This is a genomic window from Francisella frigiditurris, from assembly GCF_001880225.1.
Lineage (GTDB): Bacteria > Pseudomonadota > Gammaproteobacteria > Francisellales > Francisellaceae > Francisella > Francisella frigiditurris.
In genome coordinates this window covers 274,039-293,120 of record NZ_CP009654.1, presented here as the reverse complement: position 1 = coordinate 293,120, position 19,082 = coordinate 274,039, and the positions used below count along the sequence as shown (strand labels likewise).

Below are 19,082 nucleotides of genomic sequence, written 5' to 3'. Positions count from 1 at the left end.
CTCTAGTTCATCCACTCTAAATTTGCTTAGTACTATTTTTTAAAATATTCAATTACTGCGTTTCTAACATCTTTTATCTCTTCAAAACGATTGCCAAATACACAAAAACAATGCATCCAACCTTCTCCAACTTCAAAAGAAAGGTTGTGTATATCATCAGGATTACAATAGCCAAATTTTTTTAAAATTTCCTTTTGAGCATTGAGATTTCTATCTCTCATACTCGAATCATTTAAAAAAGGGAACTGTCCTTCAAATAATATTTCATTTTGTTCTAACTCTTCAACAGCTTCTTTAAATATTTCAGTATCAAACATAGATATTATTTCATCCGCATTAATTAGATTACTTTTCAATTATCATTTCCCTATCTGTAAAATAGTTACCAATAAAACTCTCACAATTTATATAGTCAACTTTATTTACAGTTTTGATTACAAGTTTACCAACTATCGCAAAAGTTATATTTTCAATAAATCCATCATTTTCTAAACCCAGTAATCTAGCAACATACTCTCCTAAAAGGAGAGAAAAAGCTATTTTGTCATTTTTATTATAAAAAACTACCCTTTTATTTTTAAATTCTTGGGTAGTACTTTTTTTTATAAGTGTGGAGACATTTATTTTTACAATTCCATGAATACATACTAATCTATCAAAACAATCTCCATCATAATTTATCTTATTGATAGATACTTTCTCTATATAGTCTTTTTTCCTACCTTTATTTACGCCTTTTTTATGAGATTTTTGCGTACCTTTTCCATCCGCATTATTTTCATCACAACTTTCTTTATCTTCACTTTCTAAAGATGACTTATTTTGTCTAATTGCAACAAGTAAATTTTGCTCAATTAAATTGTTCATCTTGTTTAAATCATCTTCAGATGGTGATTCTAATTGAAATAGTTCTACTATTTCAGTATCTGTAAATTTCTCATAAAATCTACATTTTTTATGATGAGATGATTTTGGATTTGTTGCATAAAAATATGTTATGCCAGATTCTTTTTTTCTTCTTTTCAGATGTAGTTTTGCAGGATTATCAATCTTTAAATTTCGACATTCAATACATTCTAAATCACCAACGCTATGTATACCTATTTTACTATACTCAAATGGTGCAATCTCTTTATCAAGCTTTATGCTAAAAGCGTTTTCAAATTTAGCCATTATAGTTTTCCACTCTTAGACATCATTTCATAATGAGCATCATGTTTCATTTTATAAAAAATATCTTTAAAAACTTTTTTATAATTCTCAATAGTTCTATCTTGAAGCTCTATATACAAATCATCGTTCATACTATGAGACCCATCATTTACCCAAGATATTAAAGAGCGACAAATTTCTCGTTCTTCTTTAGTTTCAAATTTGGAAATTAAATCATCATCTCTATACTTACCGAGTAATTTAAAATAATTCTCTATTATTCTACGCATTATGTTTTGAATTGTTAAAGTTGAGCTATATTCACTACTATTTAGCTCACACCATAAAAGTTCATATGATGACTGAATAGGATTAGATTCTCCAAAAGCCTGCAAGGTTGTTATTGTATTATTTTTCCTTAAAATCCAAAAATTAGTTTCATTACACTCTTTTATTCTACTATTTATAAATGATATCTCTTTATGAAAATAAACATTATGTGTTAGTAAAATTATTTGTTTAACACTACCTTTTCCAGTTTTTACATTTTGAATAATATCTTTTATCAATGTACTAACTACAAACAGAACATTACTATCCAAACTTGAGATAGGGTCATCAATAATCAAAACTCTCTCGTTATTAACATCTTCCTTAGATGTACTACCTTTTGTAAGTTGTAGATAATATAAGAAAGTTATAAAAGTAACCTCTCCCTCACTTAACGTAGCTTCTGCACTTGTTCCATCTTCACGTTGAATCTGATAGAACCCATCATCTTTAGTAGGAACAATTTCGAAGTTTAAAAAGCCATAGTATTTCAAGAGTCTATTTATTTCATCAATAGTCGGCTGAATGCTTGTAACATTTTTATTTAGCCCCTCTATACAACTCTTTAGATTCTTATACATCTTTCTTTCATTTTCAAGCTGATCCTGTAAGTTAGAGATTCCTGTTTTTAAACCTTTTTGTTCCTTATTAAAAGCATCAATTTTATCTTTATATTCACTTGACAAAAATTGCCAAATGCCTGAAAGTAACTCTTTTTTTTCTTTCTGAAAATTATCTACAATACTATTATGCTTACTTATCTCAAAATTAGCTTTTTCAATCAAGCCGATAATTAGCTCAAACTGCTGACTAATTGAGGTCAGATTTATACTTCTACTTGGCTCTTTTACCTTATTATTTAAATATTCATAATTTGTAGTAATTTGACTTGTAAGAGTTTTTAAATAGGATGAAAACTTTTCAAGATCTAATTTTGAATTACCTAAGTTCTTTTGATATTGCTCAATCTCATTTAACTGGTTAATTATATTTTGTGTCAGAGTATTATAATTATCTTTTAAACTACTCACTTCATTAACATCATGGAGATATGTATCATCAAAAAATTCTTCAAGTTGACTACTAAATTCATCTGTAATAGTTTCTTTTTGACAAAATGGACAAGTTTTGTCCTGAATATAATCCTTACCTTGACTTACCCAGTCACTGATATTTAATTTTTGGATCAATTTAGCAATATCCACATCCGCTTTACCAATTATAGTTTTATTCCAAATTTTATTTTTTTCAATTTCTATAACTCTATTAGATGAAATAATGCTTATTGGATCAATTTTTTGCAGTTGCTTTCCAAATATTGTTCTAGCTTTTTCTTTTAATTTTTCATATATTTCTAATGTTTTTGTGTTATTTTTTGACTCTAATAGAAGTTTGTTTTTAAATGATTCTTTTTGCATCGTACCCCTAAACGCTTCTTTAAAATCACTCTCATACTTTTTATAAACATCTGCCCAAACATCATCTCTGAATTTATTTTCTGAGTCTTGTCTCTTTTCTTTTTGCTTTTGAAGTGTTTCTTTTTTCTTTATACCAGTACTTTTAAGGTCTTCTAGTTCTTTTTGCTTTCTATCAATCTCTTCTAAATCTTCTTTTGTTGCTTCTCCAAGAGTAAAAACTCCAGCAATTTTACCTTTACCAAAATTTCTATCTCTAAAGGCTTTGTTGTAAACTAAGGTTTGTAACTCCAAGCCATTAGTCCATTCAATAGCACAAGCATTGTATTTAGGTTCTTGAGGATTATAAATAAAATTAGATATTGTTGTTTTTCCACATCCATTCGCTCCATAAATAAAATTTACTTTTTTCAAGTCTGCTAGCTGTATACCATGCTCATCATAAGTAGCTACATATTTTATATCTAATGATTTAATCACACTCTCACCCCTTTCATAACTTCTATTTCTGAAAATATAATTCTTCAATATTTAAGAAATATTAGTACCAGAATTTGTTTTTTTGACTTAGGTTTATAAGCATTTAGATAAAATTATTTTAAGGTCTATACAAAGATTATATTTAATTGATTTGACTATTACGAGAAGTATTGATTTATATTCTTAAGCTTTCAACTCTCGCTTTAAGACTTCCATATCTAGCTTACCTTGCCATTTAGATATCACTATTGTACCGACAGTATTCCCTATCATATTTGTGATAGCGCGACCTTCTGACATAAATCTATCAATACCTAGTATTATGACTATCCCTGCAACTGGAACTGTTCCTAAAGCACTTAGTGTACTTGCTAGGATAATAAATCCACTACCTGTAACACCTGCTGCACCTTTTGAGCTAATCACCATAATAGCTAACATAAATATCTGTTGCTGGATTGTTAGATCTACATTTAAAGCCTGAGCTATAAATATAGCTGCTAATGATAAGTAAATAGCAGTTCCATCTAGGTTGAATGAGTAGCCTGTTGGTATTACTAGACCAACCACGGATTCATCACAGCCGAGATTCTCAAGTTTTTCTATCAAGTTGGGTAAAACAGTTTCAGAAGATGAAGTCCCAAGTACAATAAATATCTCAGTCTTGATATATCCAAGTAGTTTAAAGATACTAATACCGCAGAATAGGCGTAAAACTATTCCTAGAAGAACTAATATAAATATAAGGCAAGTAATGTAAAAACATAATAATAGCCCAACTAATCCGAGCAATGTTCCTGCTCCATACATCCCTACTGTATATCCCATAGCAGCACAGGCAGCTAAAGGTGAATAGTACATAATCACATGAATTATTTTAAAAAATACTTTTGATAAACTCTGTATCCCAGTAAGTATTGGTTTACCTTGAGCTCCATACATCACAAGACCAACAGCAAATAGTATTGCTACAAATAGAACCTGTAATATATCTCCCTTTGTGAAAGCCCCTACAAATGTATTAGGAATAATGTTCATGAAGAAATCTTGGATATTTTCAACATGTTCGACATTTCCCATATAGGCTTTTGCAGAGTCTATGTTTAAAGAGTTTGGATCTATATTTAAACCATGTCCAGGAGTAAATAAATTTGCTACAACCATCCCGACAATTAGAGCCATAATTGTCATTATAAAGAAGTAGATTAGGGCGATACCACCGATTTTACCGACTGCTTTTAGGTCACTCATAGCAGCTATACCAGAAACCAGAGTTAAAAATATAATCGGAGCGATCAGTAACTTTATGAGTTTGACAAAAACATCAGCAAAAGGCTTAAGGGAGATAGCTATATGCGGTGCAAGGAAACCTAATATAATACCTATAAAGATACCTATTAAAATCTGTGCATATAAGTGTTTGAATACTTTCATTCTTAGTTCACATTTTTATATATGCTAAATTTAATATAGCCCATAACAAAGCTATAAAGCTAGATAATTTTGATAATACATAGTAAAGAAGAAATATTTTTTGATTAGTCTAAATGTGTTTTCTGACTAACCATTAGTATATAAAAGATAATTGATACTGGAATAAATATAGTATAGAAAAGTCCATGATTTGAAATGCTGTCATGGATTATAGCGGCAATAAGTTCAAAAGCTAAATATGCAAATATACTCCAAGATGATGCAAAAGCTTTGATGATTTTATTAAGTTGATGTTTAGAGTTTACATAGGCATATATCACAAAGAATCCTACATGAAGGATTAGGGCTATAACTAGATTAAGTATTCCAGCGATCATTAATAAATATGTTAAAACTAGATACACACAGAATGCTACTAACTGAGGAAGAGGAAGATAGCTAATCGGTAGAGGATCAGATTTGTTAGCTTTAAGCTTTGCATAAGAAACTGGTAGGGCCACACACGACACAAGAATGAAAGTTGTAGTTAATGAAGCAATCATCTGCCAGTTACGGAAAAATAGTATCAGTAACATTGAGCAGATTAGTGTGAAGATCAAAGAAGTACGAGAGACATTCACAGTAGGGTTTACTCTATTAAAATACTCGGGCATTTGCTCTGATTTTGCCATTTCATTAAGCATACGAGTAGAGCCACCTAGATAAACTATCCCAGTACCAGAAGGGCTAACTAAAGCATCTGCATAAAGAACTATAGTTAGAGCATTTAAGCCTAAAATCCCAGCAAGTTGAGCAAGAGGAGATTCAAAATTTAAAGCACCCCAACCATTTTTAACCATCTCTGTAGGCACTGCGCCTATGAATGAGATTTGTAGCAATAAATAAATCATTAGTACTATAACCACACTACTTATAAGCGCAATAGGGATATTACGTTTAGGATTTTCTAGCTCAGCTGAGAAACTTGCTGCCATCTGAAAACCAAAGAAAGAGTAAAAAATACCGCAAGAAACTATAGCACTAAAAATACTTCCAACTCCATTTGGCATAAAGCTAACATATTCACCACTAAAGTTACTACTATGAAAAGCTGTGATCATTACAATAATAGCTGTAGCAATAGGTATTACTATTTTTAGTAGAGTTAGCCAGTTATTTATTTTTGAAAGTGATTTTATACCCCAATAGTTGATTAAGGTGTAAATTATCATAAATAAGGCAACTATAATAACACCACTAAAAGTTAGTGCGCCATTAGCAAATATATAAGGTGTAGATGGTGGATAAATAGATGCTATATATTGTGTTGTAGCCATCGCTTCTGATGGGACAATTATAAGACCTAGCATCCAGTTTGATAACCCTGTCACAAAACCAAAATGTTTATTGTGAGATATAGTCGTTAGTTGTGTGAAAACACCATTATTTGGATATTTAACTGCAATCTCTGATAAAAGAAATGCCATAGCTAATACGATAATTGCACCAATAATCCAAGAAAGTATAGAAGCTGCTCCAGCTGCTTGAGATGCATAGTATGAGGCATAAAGCCATCCACTACCAACCATTGTTCCAACGCTTAGCGCAATTGCAGTAAATAAACTTGGTTTTTTAGTTTTCATTCTTCTTCCTTTATTTAAAAAAATATTTCTAACTAGATTATTTAATAAAGTTATAAGCAATATATTATATTGTGAGTTGATAGAGATCACTATATTTTTATAGAGTCTTTAATTGAGTAAAAATTGTTTATTTGAAAGGAAGATAGTTGGTTTGCTCACAGATATTTTTCCCTACTTCTGGCTTGTAGTATGCATCTAGATCATCCATGTGGATAATCAGTTTTGCTGCAGCTAGCGGTATAAACATTCTATCTTCTGGATCTAAAGCTGACATATTCCATAGAGTTAAATATGCTATACATGCAATCACAAGCTTTTTACCATTAACATGGTATAGCTTCGACTCTTTTAGATTTTCTTCTGTCTTATTATCATCTTGCTTTATAAGAGTTAATAAGAATAAAGGGATAAGATTCCAACATATATCTCTACCCCAGTCAACGGTAATAGCCATAATAGTAAGTGTCATTACAACTGCTGCTAAGAATAGAAGTAAAAGTACTTTGTCTTTAAAGATATATGCTAGTCTTGATCTTATCGGTATGAAAGCTAGGCATGCTAGAGCAAGTCCCAGTGAATAGTAGATGATATATTTTAAGCTTATAATTACTTGTAAATCACATGATAAAAACTCGATAGATCCAGCTTCTTTAAACGTATACCCAAGGGCAGCAAGAGATTTTTTAATCATCAGCATTTGGTCTAATGGGATATATCTAGCAAATATAATTACTCCCCAGAAAACTACAGCAGCGGGTATAGATATAACTATCATCTTAATAAAGCTTTTTATAGTTACTTTATTAACGTATAAATAAGTAATAAGGAAGTATGGTACAAAAATCATAGTAGCTTCATGAGCTAATAGTACGATTGGAAATCCGATCACCATCAGAGCGTAAAAGAAGATATTGAAATGCTTCTTACTTAACTTGTGTGTGAAAACAATTGTTAAAGCTAATAATGCATAGCAAATTGCTGGTTTTCTTATATCCTCAGGAGAGGTTACCTGAAATGCAAGTGTAAACGGTGCAAATACCAAAAATACATAAGGAAGAATATGTTCTTGTTTTTTTAGTAAGTAGTTTATACAGTAGTAATATAAAGAAAATAGGCTTAATAATATAAGAAAAACAAAAGTTCCAGGAGAAATAGCAGTTAGCTCTGAAAGCTCATATATTACTTGACCAATGATTCCTCTTCTTACAAAACCACCCTCATAGTTTATTAGCCAGTCTCCTGCAATCCATTTATCATGGGTGATGATGGTCGTAATAAAAGATGATGTGATAGCTGCAAACCAGCAAAAGGCAACATAATAAGGAATGATTTTTCTGACAGTAGCGTCTCTGTTAGATAGCATTAAAAGGTTAATTTAATATTTTTGAAAAAGGTTATAGTATTTTAGTCTGTGTTGCAACTATGTGGGTTGCTAATATTGGTCAAATTAATTCATAATTTACTTCCAACCTTTTAGGCTATCATTTATCCTATAAGTACTCATTTAAGATGGGTTTATTTTTATCTATGGATCAAAAAAAGATTATTGCCTATACGATTGGGGTGATTATGTTAATGGAGCTCATTGATGGATCTGCTCTAAATACAGCTTTGCCTCAGATAGCTATTAGCTTACAAGTTAACGCTATTACATTAAAAGTTGCTATAACAGTTTATTTATTAACTTTAGGGTTATTTATACCAGCATCAGCATGGTTTGCAGATAAATTTGGAAATAAAAATTTATTATTTATTTCTATAAGTGGTTTTGTAATTTCTTCAATGGCTTGTGGCTTATCAACTAACATTACCTCGTTAATTATTTTTAGAGCATTTCAGGGGGTGTTTGGTGCCTTTACTATGCCTGTGGCTAGATTGACTATGGTTAGGATATTTAAAGGAAATATGTTAGCAGCAATGTCAGTAGTGGCGGTCATTGCTACAATAGGACCTATGATTGGACCATTGGTTGGAGGAATTATTACGACATATATTGGCTGGAGAATGATATTTTTCATAAATTTACCTATAGGGATTGTCGCTATAATATTAGTCTATTTTTATTTACCAAGAACTAAGTTGGAGAAAGTTCAAGCAAAGTTTGATTTAAAGGGATTTTTAATTATAGGGAGTTCTATAGCATTTTTAATGCTTTTTGTTGATTTAATGATTGATCAGGAGATTTCCTTATTATGGAAAACATTATCTCTTACTTTATCGATTATATTAGGATTCTTTTATTTAGGGCATGCTAAAAAATTACAAGATAATGCTGTTATTAACTTAAATGTATTTAAAAATGAATGTTTTAGATATTTTATAGTTATTAGTACGCTTTCTCGTTTAGTTATTATGGGGATGATGTTTATATTTCCTTTATATTTACAGACTAAGCAAGGCTTTAGCGCTTTTTACTCTGGATTATCTCTTATGGCTTTTATTATTCCTGTATGGCTAGTAAAGAAATTAGTCAAATCAATATTGGCAAAGCTTCATTTTTATAAATTCTTTATTATAAATGTAGGTTTAATGGCTCTAATTTATATAGCTATTGGTTATGTGTTTTTATATTTCAATTTTATTGAGTTTCTTGTTTTATTAACTTTGTTAGGTTGTTGTTTTGGTACTTTCACTATAATAATTAATGCAGCAATTTATAATTCTTTAGATAATAATGATCACATGGGCGTAGCAACAATTATTAATAGCACAATAATTCAGCTTACAAGTGCTTTTGCTATTTCTTGGGTAGGGATTGTTTTGGCTACTTTATCCGGAGTAACCAATTTAAGCTTTCATTCAGTAATATCTTTTTCAGCATACGCATGGACTCAGATAATCTATGCGATAGGGCTTTTTATAATAATGTTTTATATTTTTATTTTTAAGCCTAAGAATTTAGAAAATGTCCCAATCACCTAACTTATAATTTGCTTAAGTCTTATTTGGATTTAACATATTAATAATTTATCATGTAAAGGTATGACTTATTTTTAAAAGAGATATTAACTTTTGTTATTAAGCTCAGTAGTAAGAACTTTGAAAAGTTCTTTTGGCAATATTATAGAATGGTATGATTTCTCGTTATATGGGTATTTTGCTACTATAATAGCAATTCAATTTTTTCCCTCTAATAATCATTGGATATCTCTAATGGCTGCTTTTGGAGCCTTTGGCGTCGGTTTTATTGCTAGACCAGTTGGTTCTATATTATTTGGATATATAGGCGATAAAGTTGGTAGGCATTATGCTATGAATATCTCTATAACCTTGATGTCTATAAGTACTATGGCTGTAGCATTTTTACCAACATCTAAACAAATTGGACTATTTGCTCCTTTACTATTAATAATGATTAGATTATTACAAGGTCTTTCAGCTGGAGGACAGTTTGGTAATTTGCTAACTATTACTGCAGAAGATAAGGCTCTGAAGTATAGAGGATTAAGTCTTGGAATAGCTTATTCTACTTCTGTGGTTGGCTATCTTATAGCTGCAGGGGTAAGTTATGGATTGTTTAGTTTATTACCCAAAGAAGATCAGAGTTGGGCTTGGCGAATTCCTTTTGCGTTAAGCTTTATTTTACTGATAATTCACTTATTTTTACGAGAGAATGATAAAGGTGAGGTAAACAATGCCCCAAGAGAAAAGACTCCGGTACAAATTTTGTTAAAACATTATAGTAATAGACTTATTCTTATAGTGGTTTTATCTACTTGTACAGGAGGATTATATTTCTTGGTTGTCACCTATATGGTTTCTTATATGGAAACAGAACTAGGCTTATCAATAAGTACAGCTTTAGGTGTTAGTACATTAGGATTAATAGGTATTTGTATATTAACACCTTTATTTGGGTTTTTATCAGATATTATCGGAAGAAAAAGATTTCATATAGCTGCTTATTTGATAGTAAGCTTAATTATGATCCCTCTAGTTTTAATAATGCATTTACAAAACATTTATATAATTTCAATAAGTGTATTTTTGCTTGCGGTTACTACTGCATTAACACAAGGAGCTTCAAATCCATATTTTACGGAAGTTTTCCCTCCTCAAGTAAGGGCTATAGGGTGTTCTATAGGGTTGGGCTTTGGTAATGCCATTTCTGGATTTATGCCAATGATTGCTACATATGTGATGGGAGTAACATCATCAATTATAGGTTTAAGTATGTTATTAGTATTAATTTGCTCCATTGGTTTGCTAGTAGCCGTAGTCATTCCAAGCCAGCAAGCAGAAGTCAGAAGGATAAATAGTATAAAGATCAGTTAGATGATAGTAATTTTAAGTTATAAGTTTTCTATTTTTCGTCATCATTTTCTCCTCATTTCTTATTTTAATTTTTTTAATTTCTCAAATCTCAAAGGCAATATTATTTGTTTTATTATCTTTTGTCAATTGGCTTAACAAGCCTGATATATTCTTGGCATCATTTTAGCGCTTTAAGATGACATAAGAGTTGACAAAATATTTTGTAACAAATATTATTGAATCAATAGCCTTAATGATTATTCATGGAGTGATTATGCCTTTGATAAAAGGAAAAAATAAAGAAGAAAAAGTTCCTTTAAGAATAAGATTAAATGAAAGTGTTTTTAATGAAATGATTGAATATATGAAGTGGGCTGAAATAAAGTATAAAGATCATTTCATAGAGGAAGCATGTAGATATGTATTAAGTTTAGATAAAAAATGGCAGAAGTATAAGAAAGAAAATTACGAAGAAAATCTTTCTGATAAAGAAGAAACTGTTACTGACTTAGAGCATAAAATGATAGCTGATGATGAGGGTATGATGAATCTTTCAAAAGATGAGAATGTTGGTAATAAACTTCAAAAAAAATGAATAGTAATTATTAAAAATCTTTTTTTGAGTTTTTCTCTAAATATTTTCGCACTTCTGTAGAGTTTGCCGGAGTGTTTTTAAGATTCAGATCTTTTGATTCAATATAATTGATCATAACTTTTGTAGCTATATTCCCAGCAATTTCAGAAGTATCTAAAGAAGCATATATTTCATCTTCAATATATTTTTCATCTACGCTAATACCAGTTTGTTCAAAAATAGTTTCATGGATTTGGTTTAATATATTTTTTTTCATATATAATCTTCTCCAAACTAATAAACTATACTTAAATGTTTACATATAAATACCTATGCGTCAAAGTCGATTTTTAGCAAAAGTAGCTTGCTATAACAAGAATTGCTTAACCGGTTTTAAAGGAGTATCTTAGCTGGTCGTTAGTCATAGGGCATATAAAACTAAGATAAAAGGATATAAAAGATGTGGTCAATTATTTTTGGTAATCCAATATCTAAAACAAAATTAGAACAATATACTCTTTCTAAAAAACATGGGTTAGCTACTTTTTCTTCAGATGCTTTGTCATCAGTTGCTTATGCTACAGGGGAAATTTTAACTACTCTGGCAATGGCTGGGACCTTTGCTTTAACAATGTCTCTTAATATTTCTTTCTTCATCGCTGCTTTAATTATTATTGTAGGGATTTCATATATCCAAACTATTAATGCTTATCCAAATGGTGGAGGAGCTTATGTAGTAGCAAAAGAAAATTTGGGTATATTTATGGGGCTGATAGCTGGAGCAGCTTTACTTGTAGATTATATATTAACCGTTTCTGTAAGTACCTCTGCTGGAGTACTTGCTATTACCTCAGCCTTTCCCTCGCTCTATAATCATTCTGTACAGATAGCAGTTTTTTCAATAGTTATTATAGCTTGGCTAAATCTGCGAGGAATCAGGGATTCAGCTTCTATTCTTATTTGGCCAACTTATGGTTTTATTATCATAATTCTATTGATGATAATAATTGGTTCATATAATTTGTTTACCGGAAACCTTCATCCTATAGACTATAGAAGAACGACTCAAACTCTTGAGACTGTGAATCAGGCTCTTACAGTAACTTTGTTATTAAGAGCTTTCTCTTCGGGATGTTCAGCAATGACAGGAATAGAAGCTATAGCAAATGGTGTTGCTTCTTTTAGACCTGATAAAAGAAGAAATGCTAATATTACCCTTATTTGGCTGATAGTTTTACTAATTTCGATGTTTTTAGGGATAGCTTATTTATCGTTTAAATTAGGCATCCGTCCGGTTGAAGAGCAGAGCTCTCTTTCTCAATTAGCTCATTTAATATTTGGTGATGGCTTCTGGTATTACATTTTGCAATTAGCAACCTGTTTAATATTGCTTGTTGCGGCAAACACATCCTTTGCGGCCTTTCCTGTCTTAGCTTCAATACTTAGTAGGGATGGTTTCTTACCAGCACAGCTAAAAAATAAGGATGAAAGGTTAGCTTTTAGGAATGGAATTATAATATTGGCAATATTGGCGATATGTTTAATAGTAGCATTCCATGCGGATACAAGTGCTTTAATTCCTTTATATTCTATTGGGGTATTTTTAGCCTTTACTTTATGCCAAGCAGGCTTGATAGTCTTTTGGTATAAGAGAAGAAGGAAAGTCAAAAGCTGGGTATTCAGATCTTTTATAAATTTAGTTGGATGTATTGCTACTTTTATAACAGTTTTAGTTATTACTGAATCTAAGTTTACTGAGGGGGCATGGATTGTTATCGTTGCACTTCCAGTACTTATAGCTATTTTTTATAGAATAAGAAAACATTATTTGAAAGTTGATAAGAGCTTAAAATTACGAATAGAGGATGTTTATACAGAAAAGGAGATTTTCACAGAGCAGCCAAAAATTCTAATACCAATATCAAAATTACACAGAGGAACTTTGAAAGCCATAGATTTTGCTAAAACGATATCTTCTAATATAGAGGTAGTTACAATCAATATTGATAGAGAAGAAACTCAAAAACTAGAAGCAGCTTGGAAAGAATTTAATATTAAGCAAAAACTTACTGTTATAGAAACAGACTTTCAATCATTTCTTTATTATTTTGTTAAGTATGTACAAGAAGCTGATGCTCAGAATAAAGATGGAAGCCTATGTACAGTAATTATCCCAAGAGTTGAAGATAGTAAGTTTTGGCATAATATTTTGCATAATCAGAGAGTTTTCTTATTAAAATGGGCATTAAGAGGTGCTAGAAAAGAAACAAAAGGAAAAACTAGAGTTATTATAGAAATTCCTTATCAAATATAAATTAATTCTTCATCAATCCAATATAAGGAAGTTCACGATATTTCTCATCAAAGTCTAGTCCATATCCAACGATAAATTTATCCTCTATCTCAAAGCAAATATAGTCTAAATCAACTTCTCTCTCTAGCCTAGCAGGTTTAAAAAGAAGAGTTGCGAACTTTAGAGATTTTGGTTCATATTTTTTTAAACCCTCCATTATTCTATGAAAGGTATGACCAGTATCTACAATATCCTCGATGACTAATATATTCTTATTTTTAATATATTCTTCTTTTAGAGCATCAACAGTTGAGGCTACTTTGCCTGAGCTTTTTGAACCAGATCCATAAGATGATGCTGTTATGAATTGTGTTCTTACATCTAGATCTAGTTTCCTTACAAGGTCTGCAAAGAACATGAAGGAGCCTTTCAGAACACAAACAAGAGTGAGTTCTTGACCTTTGTAATCATTGTTTAACGTTTCAGCTAATTTAGAAACTTCTTTTTCAATAGCGTCAGCTGTAATATATACATCTGCTTTTGTAGAAGCACCCATTTTAAATTCTCCGTATTATGTAAATTTTAGTGAAATAAATTTATTTAAAATAATCTTCTAAAAATAATATTTGCTCTCTAGAAGGACCGTATGCAACTGCGGATACAGGTATTTCTATGAAGTTTTCAATTATTCTCACAAACTTTCTAAAAGCATTAGGAGCATTTTCTTTTGTAACAGTTTCATCTAGAGTAAACGGGTCTAAATCTACATATATAGGCTCAACCTTATATAAATCTATTCCTGGATAAGCACAATATATTTCTTTTCCTTCATACTTATATCCTATACAGACTTTTAATTCATCCATACCTGATAAAACATCTACTTTTGTTAATGCAATAGAAGTTAAATTAGAACATTTTGCAGAATATTTAAGCAAAGGTAAGTCAAGCCAACCACATCTACGAGTTCTTCCTGTAGTTACGCCAACCTCACCACCTTTTTTCTGTAGGAAGTCGCCAGTATCATTAAAAAGCTCTGTTGGGAAAGGACCTTCACCAACTCTAGTTGTATAAGCTTTAGCAATGCCTATAACATGCTTTATCTCTTTACCTGCTGTGGTTGCACCAGAGTAAACACCAGCAACTGATGTACTAGAAGATGTTACAAAAGGATATGTACCATAATCCACATCTAATAGCACGCCTTGAGCACCTTCATAAACAATGCTTTTGCCTTCTTGAGTTGCCAAGTCTATTAGAGAAAATGTATCAGCAGCAAAACCTTTTAACTCTTGACCTAGTTCATAAAGTCTCTCAACTTCTTCATCTAAAGAAGGATAGTTTACTTTATAAAGATCTTTGAACAATATTTCTTTTTCTTGAAGGCTATTTGCTAGACGTGTTCTTAATAATTCTTTATCAAATAGGTGTTTAAATTTTAGACCTTTTCTTGCAACTTTATCTTCGTATGCTGGGCCAATTCCTTTGCCTGTTGTGCCTATTTTCTCTTTTCCATTACTTTCTCTTAAAGCATCTAAGATTTTGTGGTAAGAAGTGATTATTGAGCAAGATTCAGAAACGAATAGATTTTCTTTAGTTATTTTAATACCACTATTTCTAATTCTATTAATTTCTTCTTTAAGAGCTAGAGGATCAACCACTACACCGTGCCCTATAACGCATTTGGTATGTGGATGTAAAACTCCTGAAGGAACTAAGTGAAGGAAGGTTTTCTTTCCATCAACCACTAGAGTATGTCCAGCGTTATTACCACCTTGGTAACGAACAATGAAATCAGCTTTTTCTGCTAAAGTATCAGCGATTTTACCTTTACCTTCATCACCCCACTGGGCACCAACAATTACTATATTTGTCATATTTTAGCTTTTAGAGAAATATATGATTTAATGTTATCTATATTAATATATTGATTAAGAAATCAAAAGTAATAAATCTTAGGTTATAGGTTTTTTGAGATTAAAATTGTTATAATTTAGCGTTAAATAATTTTTCTAATTAATTGTGTGATAGGAGTTTTCTAAAAAATGTCTAAAATTCAAAGAGTTTTAATATCTGTTTCCGATAAAACAGGAGTTGTTGAGTTTGCTAAAGGTTTAGCTATGTATGGGGTAGAAATTTTGTCTACTGGAGGTACTTCAAAATCATTAAAAGATGCTGGTATAAAAGTTAAAGATGTTTCTGAGCATACACACTTTCCTGAAATAATGAATGGTAGAGTTAAAACCCTACATCCTCTAATTCATGGTGGAATTTTAGCTGATAGAGATAATCCAGAGCATATCAAGGCTATGAGAGAAAATGGTATTCATGGCATAGATATGGTTGTAGTTAATTTATATCCATTTGTTAATACTGTTAAGTCAGGTGCAAGTTTTGCAGACTGTGTAGAAAATATTGATATTGGTGGGCCATCAATGGTGCGCTCTTGTGCAAAAAATCATAAGCACACAACAATAGTTACAAATCCTAGACAATATGAAGAAGTGTTAAGAGAAATGGCAGAAAATGAAGGTGCAACAACTCAGTATTTGCGTAAAAAGTTTGCATTAGAAGCGTTTGCGCATACAGCTGAATATGATGCACATATTGCAGAATGGTTTAGTACACAAGTATGTGAAGAATATCCAGAGAAGCTTTTCTCAGTTGGAACTTTGAAGCATATATTAAGATATGGCGAGAATCCTCACCAAAAAGCTGCTATATATACTACAGATACATCAGAAGTTTGTGTGACTAATGCTAAGCAATTACAAGGTAAAGAACTATCCTACAACAATATTAATGATGCAGATGGTGCATTTGAGATGGTTTGTGAATTCACAGAGCCGTCTTGTGCGATTATCAAGCATGCGAATCCTTGTGGTATAGCATCTGGTAAAAATGCTTTAGATGCTTGGGAAAAGGCTTTATCTAGTGATCCGGTATCAGCATTTGGTGGTATTGTGGCATTTAACTGTGAAGTAGATGAAGCATTTGCAGAATCATTAGGTAAAATGTTTTTAGAAGTGATAGTTGCACCATCTTATACAGAAAAAGCATTAGAAGTTCTAGCATCTAAGAAAAATTTAAGAGTGCTTGAAACAGGAGCTGTGTTTGATACAAAATCTAGCCGTATGATTAGTAAGAATGTTAGTGGCGGTATTTTATCTCAATCTTACGATAATGGTTCGGTGAAGAAAGAAGAGTGTAAAGTAGTTACAGATAGACAGCCAACAGCTGAAGAGTGGGCAGATTTAATGTTTGCATGGAAAGCAGTTAAATATGTTAAATCTAATGCTATCGTCTATGCTAGAGATACTCAGACAGTTGGAATTGGTGCTGGGCAAATGAGTCGAGTTGATTCTGCTAGAATTGGTGCAGAAAAAGCAAATGCTTTTGAAGGGGCTAAAGGTTCTGTAGTTGCTTCAGATGCATTCTTTCCATTTGCAGATGGTTTAGAAGAGTGTATAAAAGTTGGAGCTACTGCAGTTATCCAGCCAGGAGGATCTAAAAATGATCAGGAAGTTATCGATGCAGCAAACAAGGCTGGTATAACTATGGTCTTTACTGGAATGAGACATTTTAGACATTAGTCTCTTCTTCATGTATAAATTGGTTTAAATATTCTGGAAAAAATGGTCTCCCACCTGTTGCTGGAACACAAGTGATTTCACATCTGTTGGTGCTAGCTACTTTGTCATCAACTTTTATTTCTTGTTCAGCGACAAATTTTACTTTTGATAATCTTGTAAATTTGTTTGTTATTTCCACTTCACCAGCAGATATTGGTTTCTTAAATTTTATATGTTCATCTAGTAATACAGCATTTATTCCATCTTTAGCTAATTCTTCAACGCTTTTACCAAATGTTGCAAAATGCTCATGTCTAACTATTTCATAATAATAAGATAGTGGATATTATCTAATATGTTTTGACAATCTATATGGCTAAAATCTATATTAATCTTTTTTGAATACATCAATTTCTCCAAATTATTTAAATTTCTTCTAAAGATGATTCGTTTTTTCTTAAATGATTCCATATTTTTGGAACTAAACCAATATTATTCTATTAGAAAATCTAATATAAATATTTATAATTAACGCATATTGATATGCATGAAGAATAATCTATATATTTAATATGATTTACATTGATTTAGAGAAGATTTATGAAACATACTCCTTTGTTAAGAATAAGATTGAGCTTGAATATAGATCAAGGCTCGAAAAAATATATAAATTAATACTTGAAGATTATAAAAGTACATTCTATATCGATTTAGGCAATTCTCTTAAAATATCATTTGTGCTAAATGAAAATTTAAATTCTGTCGGAATAGAAATACCATGGGTTTTTAAAGATTATATGCCTAAGGGTATTTATCCTAATCAAATGATTATTTTCTGTGTATATATAATATTCTCTAATCATCAAGTACTGAAAAAATATCCAAATATAGCTTACATTAAATTTATAAAGGTAATTGAGAAAAATATAAACCAAGTATATGAAAACACTATAAATAATTCTGATAATAAATTATATTCTTATTTCAAGAATAAGTCTGATATATGGAGTAAATTGCATACTCGTATATACTCTTCTTATATTTATGATGATTTTTATCTTAATGGGTCACATAATCACTTGCAAGATCATCCATTTTATAAGCTGGTATTAAGAATTATTAGATCATTTAATGTTCAGTCCGTTATTTATAGCATTGATTTTAAGAAAAACAATATAGAAGAAAAAATAAATGAAATATCCTACTTTGTTCATGATCATCATTTAATGACAGTCTATGATTCAAAGCAGTTATTTCATAATAGGAATGTTTATAATAGTTTTGAATCAAATGTTCAATCTATGCACAGAATGTCATCAAAATTAGTAATTAAAAATTCTATGAGAGATATTAAAGAGATACGTAATTATATAGAATTATCTAGATATTATAATACATATGATAAATCAGAAATAGCTCATATAGCTCAATTAGAAAGAATTATTTTAAAAGAATTATATTTCTATAAAAACCATTATGCGCAATCATTAAAAAGTGATGTATTATATGGCTTTATAGGATTTTCTTATAAAGCAAAAGATATGTATGAGGCTATTTCCTCTATAATAGAGTGTTTCCAATATAAGTTAAGAGATAGAAAAAAAAATCTAGATCTAAATCAATATATGAATATGTTAATTAGTAGCGATTTAAGTAGATCTATTGAGGAAAAAATATCTACTAAAGAGAGTATTGTGAGTATTTTTAGAAAGGTAGGGCTATAGATAGAATATTCGATAGCATCAACAAATAATTTAATATATGAACTAATGTTTAAAAGAACTCATTTTGAGTGGATATTATAAGAATAATGGAAATTATCTGATATGTTTTGACAATCTATATGGCTAAGATTTATATTAATCTTTTTTGAATACATTAATTTCTCCAAGTTATTTAAATTTTTCTAAAGATGATTTGTTTTTTCTTAAATGATTCTATATTTTTGGAACTAAA

Annotated in this window: 16 protein-coding genes; 6 read left to right on the top strand and 10 right to left on the bottom strand. The window is 30.6% G+C overall.

The genetic code is table 11. The annotated features are described in order from the left end of the window. Positions 1-32 precede the first annotated feature (32 nt). From KX01_RS01565 to KX01_RS01540, 6 genes are all read right to left on the bottom strand, one after another. Entirely contained in the window at positions 33-356 is a 324-nt protein-coding gene (locus tag KX01_RS01565) for a hypothetical protein (protein WP_071663326.1), read from the bottom strand. Continuing rightward, positions 346-1,173: a hypothetical protein gene (locus KX01_RS01560; RefSeq protein ID WP_071663325.1), complete on the bottom strand. Its 828-nt coding sequence runs from the start codon at positions 1,171-1,173 to the stop codon at positions 346-348. Before KX01_RS01560 ends, KX01_RS01565 begins: the two co-directional genes overlap by 11 nt. Then, positions 1,173-3,377, bottom strand: a complete 2,205-nt coding sequence (locus KX01_RS01555; RefSeq protein WP_198021099.1) for an AAA family ATPase — start codon at positions 3,375-3,377, stop codon at positions 1,173-1,175. Before KX01_RS01555 ends, KX01_RS01560 begins: the two co-directional genes overlap by 1 nt. A 183-nt stretch (positions 3,378-3,560) precedes the next feature. After that, positions 3,561-4,811, bottom strand: a complete 1,251-nt coding sequence (dctA, locus tag KX01_RS01550) for a C4-dicarboxylate transporter DctA (protein WP_071663323.1) — start codon at positions 4,809-4,811, stop codon at positions 3,561-3,563. Positions 4,812-4,915: 104 nt separating this feature from the next. Next, positions 4,916-6,433: an APC family permease gene (locus tag KX01_RS01545; RefSeq protein WP_071663322.1), complete on the bottom strand. Its 1,518-nt coding sequence runs from the start codon at positions 6,431-6,433 to the stop codon at positions 4,916-4,918. Positions 6,434-6,560: 127 nt separating this feature from the next. Then, positions 6,561-7,796 carry a hypothetical protein gene (locus KX01_RS01540; RefSeq protein ID WP_071663321.1) on the bottom strand — a complete coding sequence of 412 codons (1,236 nt, stop codon included), beginning with the start codon at positions 7,794-7,796 and terminating at the stop codon, positions 6,561-6,563. Between the two features lie 164 nt (positions 7,797-7,960). Between KX01_RS01540 and KX01_RS01535 the strand changes: the two genes are divergently transcribed. The 3 genes from KX01_RS01535 (at position 7,961) to KX01_RS01525 (ending at position 11,282) form a co-directional block, all read left to right on the top strand. Beyond that, on the top strand, positions 7,961-9,355 hold the full coding sequence (locus KX01_RS01535; RefSeq protein WP_071664720.1) for an MFS transporter: 1,395 nt from the start codon (positions 7,961-7,963) through the stop codon (positions 9,353-9,355). A 117-nt stretch (positions 9,356-9,472) separates the two neighbouring features. Then, positions 9,473-10,708, top strand: a complete 1,236-nt coding sequence (locus tag KX01_RS01530; RefSeq protein ID WP_198021098.1) for an MFS transporter — start codon at positions 9,473-9,475, stop codon at positions 10,706-10,708. 187 nt (positions 10,709-10,895) lie between these two features. Next, a complete protein-coding gene (locus tag KX01_RS01525) occupies positions 10,896-11,282 on the top strand; it encodes a hypothetical protein (RefSeq protein WP_198021097.1) in 387 nt (128 codons plus the stop codon). 10 nt (positions 11,283-11,292) lie between these two features. Here KX01_RS01525 and KX01_RS01520 read toward each other — a convergent pair whose 3' ends face one another. Further along, positions 11,293-11,538: a hypothetical protein gene (locus KX01_RS01520; RefSeq protein ID WP_071663318.1), complete on the bottom strand. Its 246-nt coding sequence runs from the start codon at positions 11,536-11,538 to the stop codon at positions 11,293-11,295. 183 nt (positions 11,539-11,721) lie between these two features. Between KX01_RS01520 and KX01_RS01515 the strand changes: the two genes are divergently transcribed. Further along, positions 11,722-13,575: an APC family permease gene (locus KX01_RS01515; protein ID WP_071663317.1), complete on the top strand. Its 1,854-nt coding sequence runs from the start codon at positions 11,722-11,724 to the stop codon at positions 13,573-13,575. A 1-nt stretch (position 13,576) separates the two neighbouring features. On the opposite strand, the gene hpt is transcribed toward KX01_RS01515, so the two are convergent. Then, on the bottom strand, positions 13,577-14,110 hold the full coding sequence (gene hpt / locus KX01_RS01510) for a hypoxanthine phosphoribosyltransferase (protein WP_071663316.1): 534 nt from the start codon (positions 14,108-14,110) through the stop codon (positions 13,577-13,579). Between the two features lie 40 nt (positions 14,111-14,150). Then, positions 14,151-15,431 (bottom strand): adenylosuccinate synthase, encoded by a 1,281-nt coding sequence (locus KX01_RS01505; RefSeq protein WP_071663315.1) that lies wholly within the window; start codon positions 15,429-15,431, stop codon positions 14,151-14,153. A 168-nt stretch (positions 15,432-15,599) separates the two neighbouring features. Here KX01_RS01505 and purH point away from each other — a divergent pair, with 168 nt between their 5' ends. Then, positions 15,600-17,147, top strand: a complete 1,548-nt coding sequence (purH, locus tag KX01_RS01500; protein ID WP_071663314.1) for a bifunctional phosphoribosylaminoimidazolecarboxamide formyltransferase/IMP cyclohydrolase — start codon at positions 15,600-15,602, stop codon at positions 17,145-17,147. Here purH and KX01_RS09280 read toward each other — a convergent pair. After that, a complete protein-coding gene (locus tag KX01_RS09280; protein WP_083578880.1) occupies positions 17,137-17,448 on the bottom strand; it encodes an acyl-CoA thioesterase in 312 nt (103 codons plus the stop codon). The two genes, purH and KX01_RS09280, sit on opposite strands and share 11 nt — an antisense overlap. 250 nt (positions 17,449-17,698) lie before the next feature. Between KX01_RS09280 and KX01_RS01490 the strand changes: the two genes are divergently transcribed. Next, complete coding sequence (locus KX01_RS01490) at positions 17,699-18,850, top strand: hypothetical protein (protein WP_071663312.1); 1,152 nt, start codon at positions 17,699-17,701, stop codon at positions 18,848-18,850. The last annotated feature ends 232 nt before the right edge of the window (positions 18,851-19,082 follow it).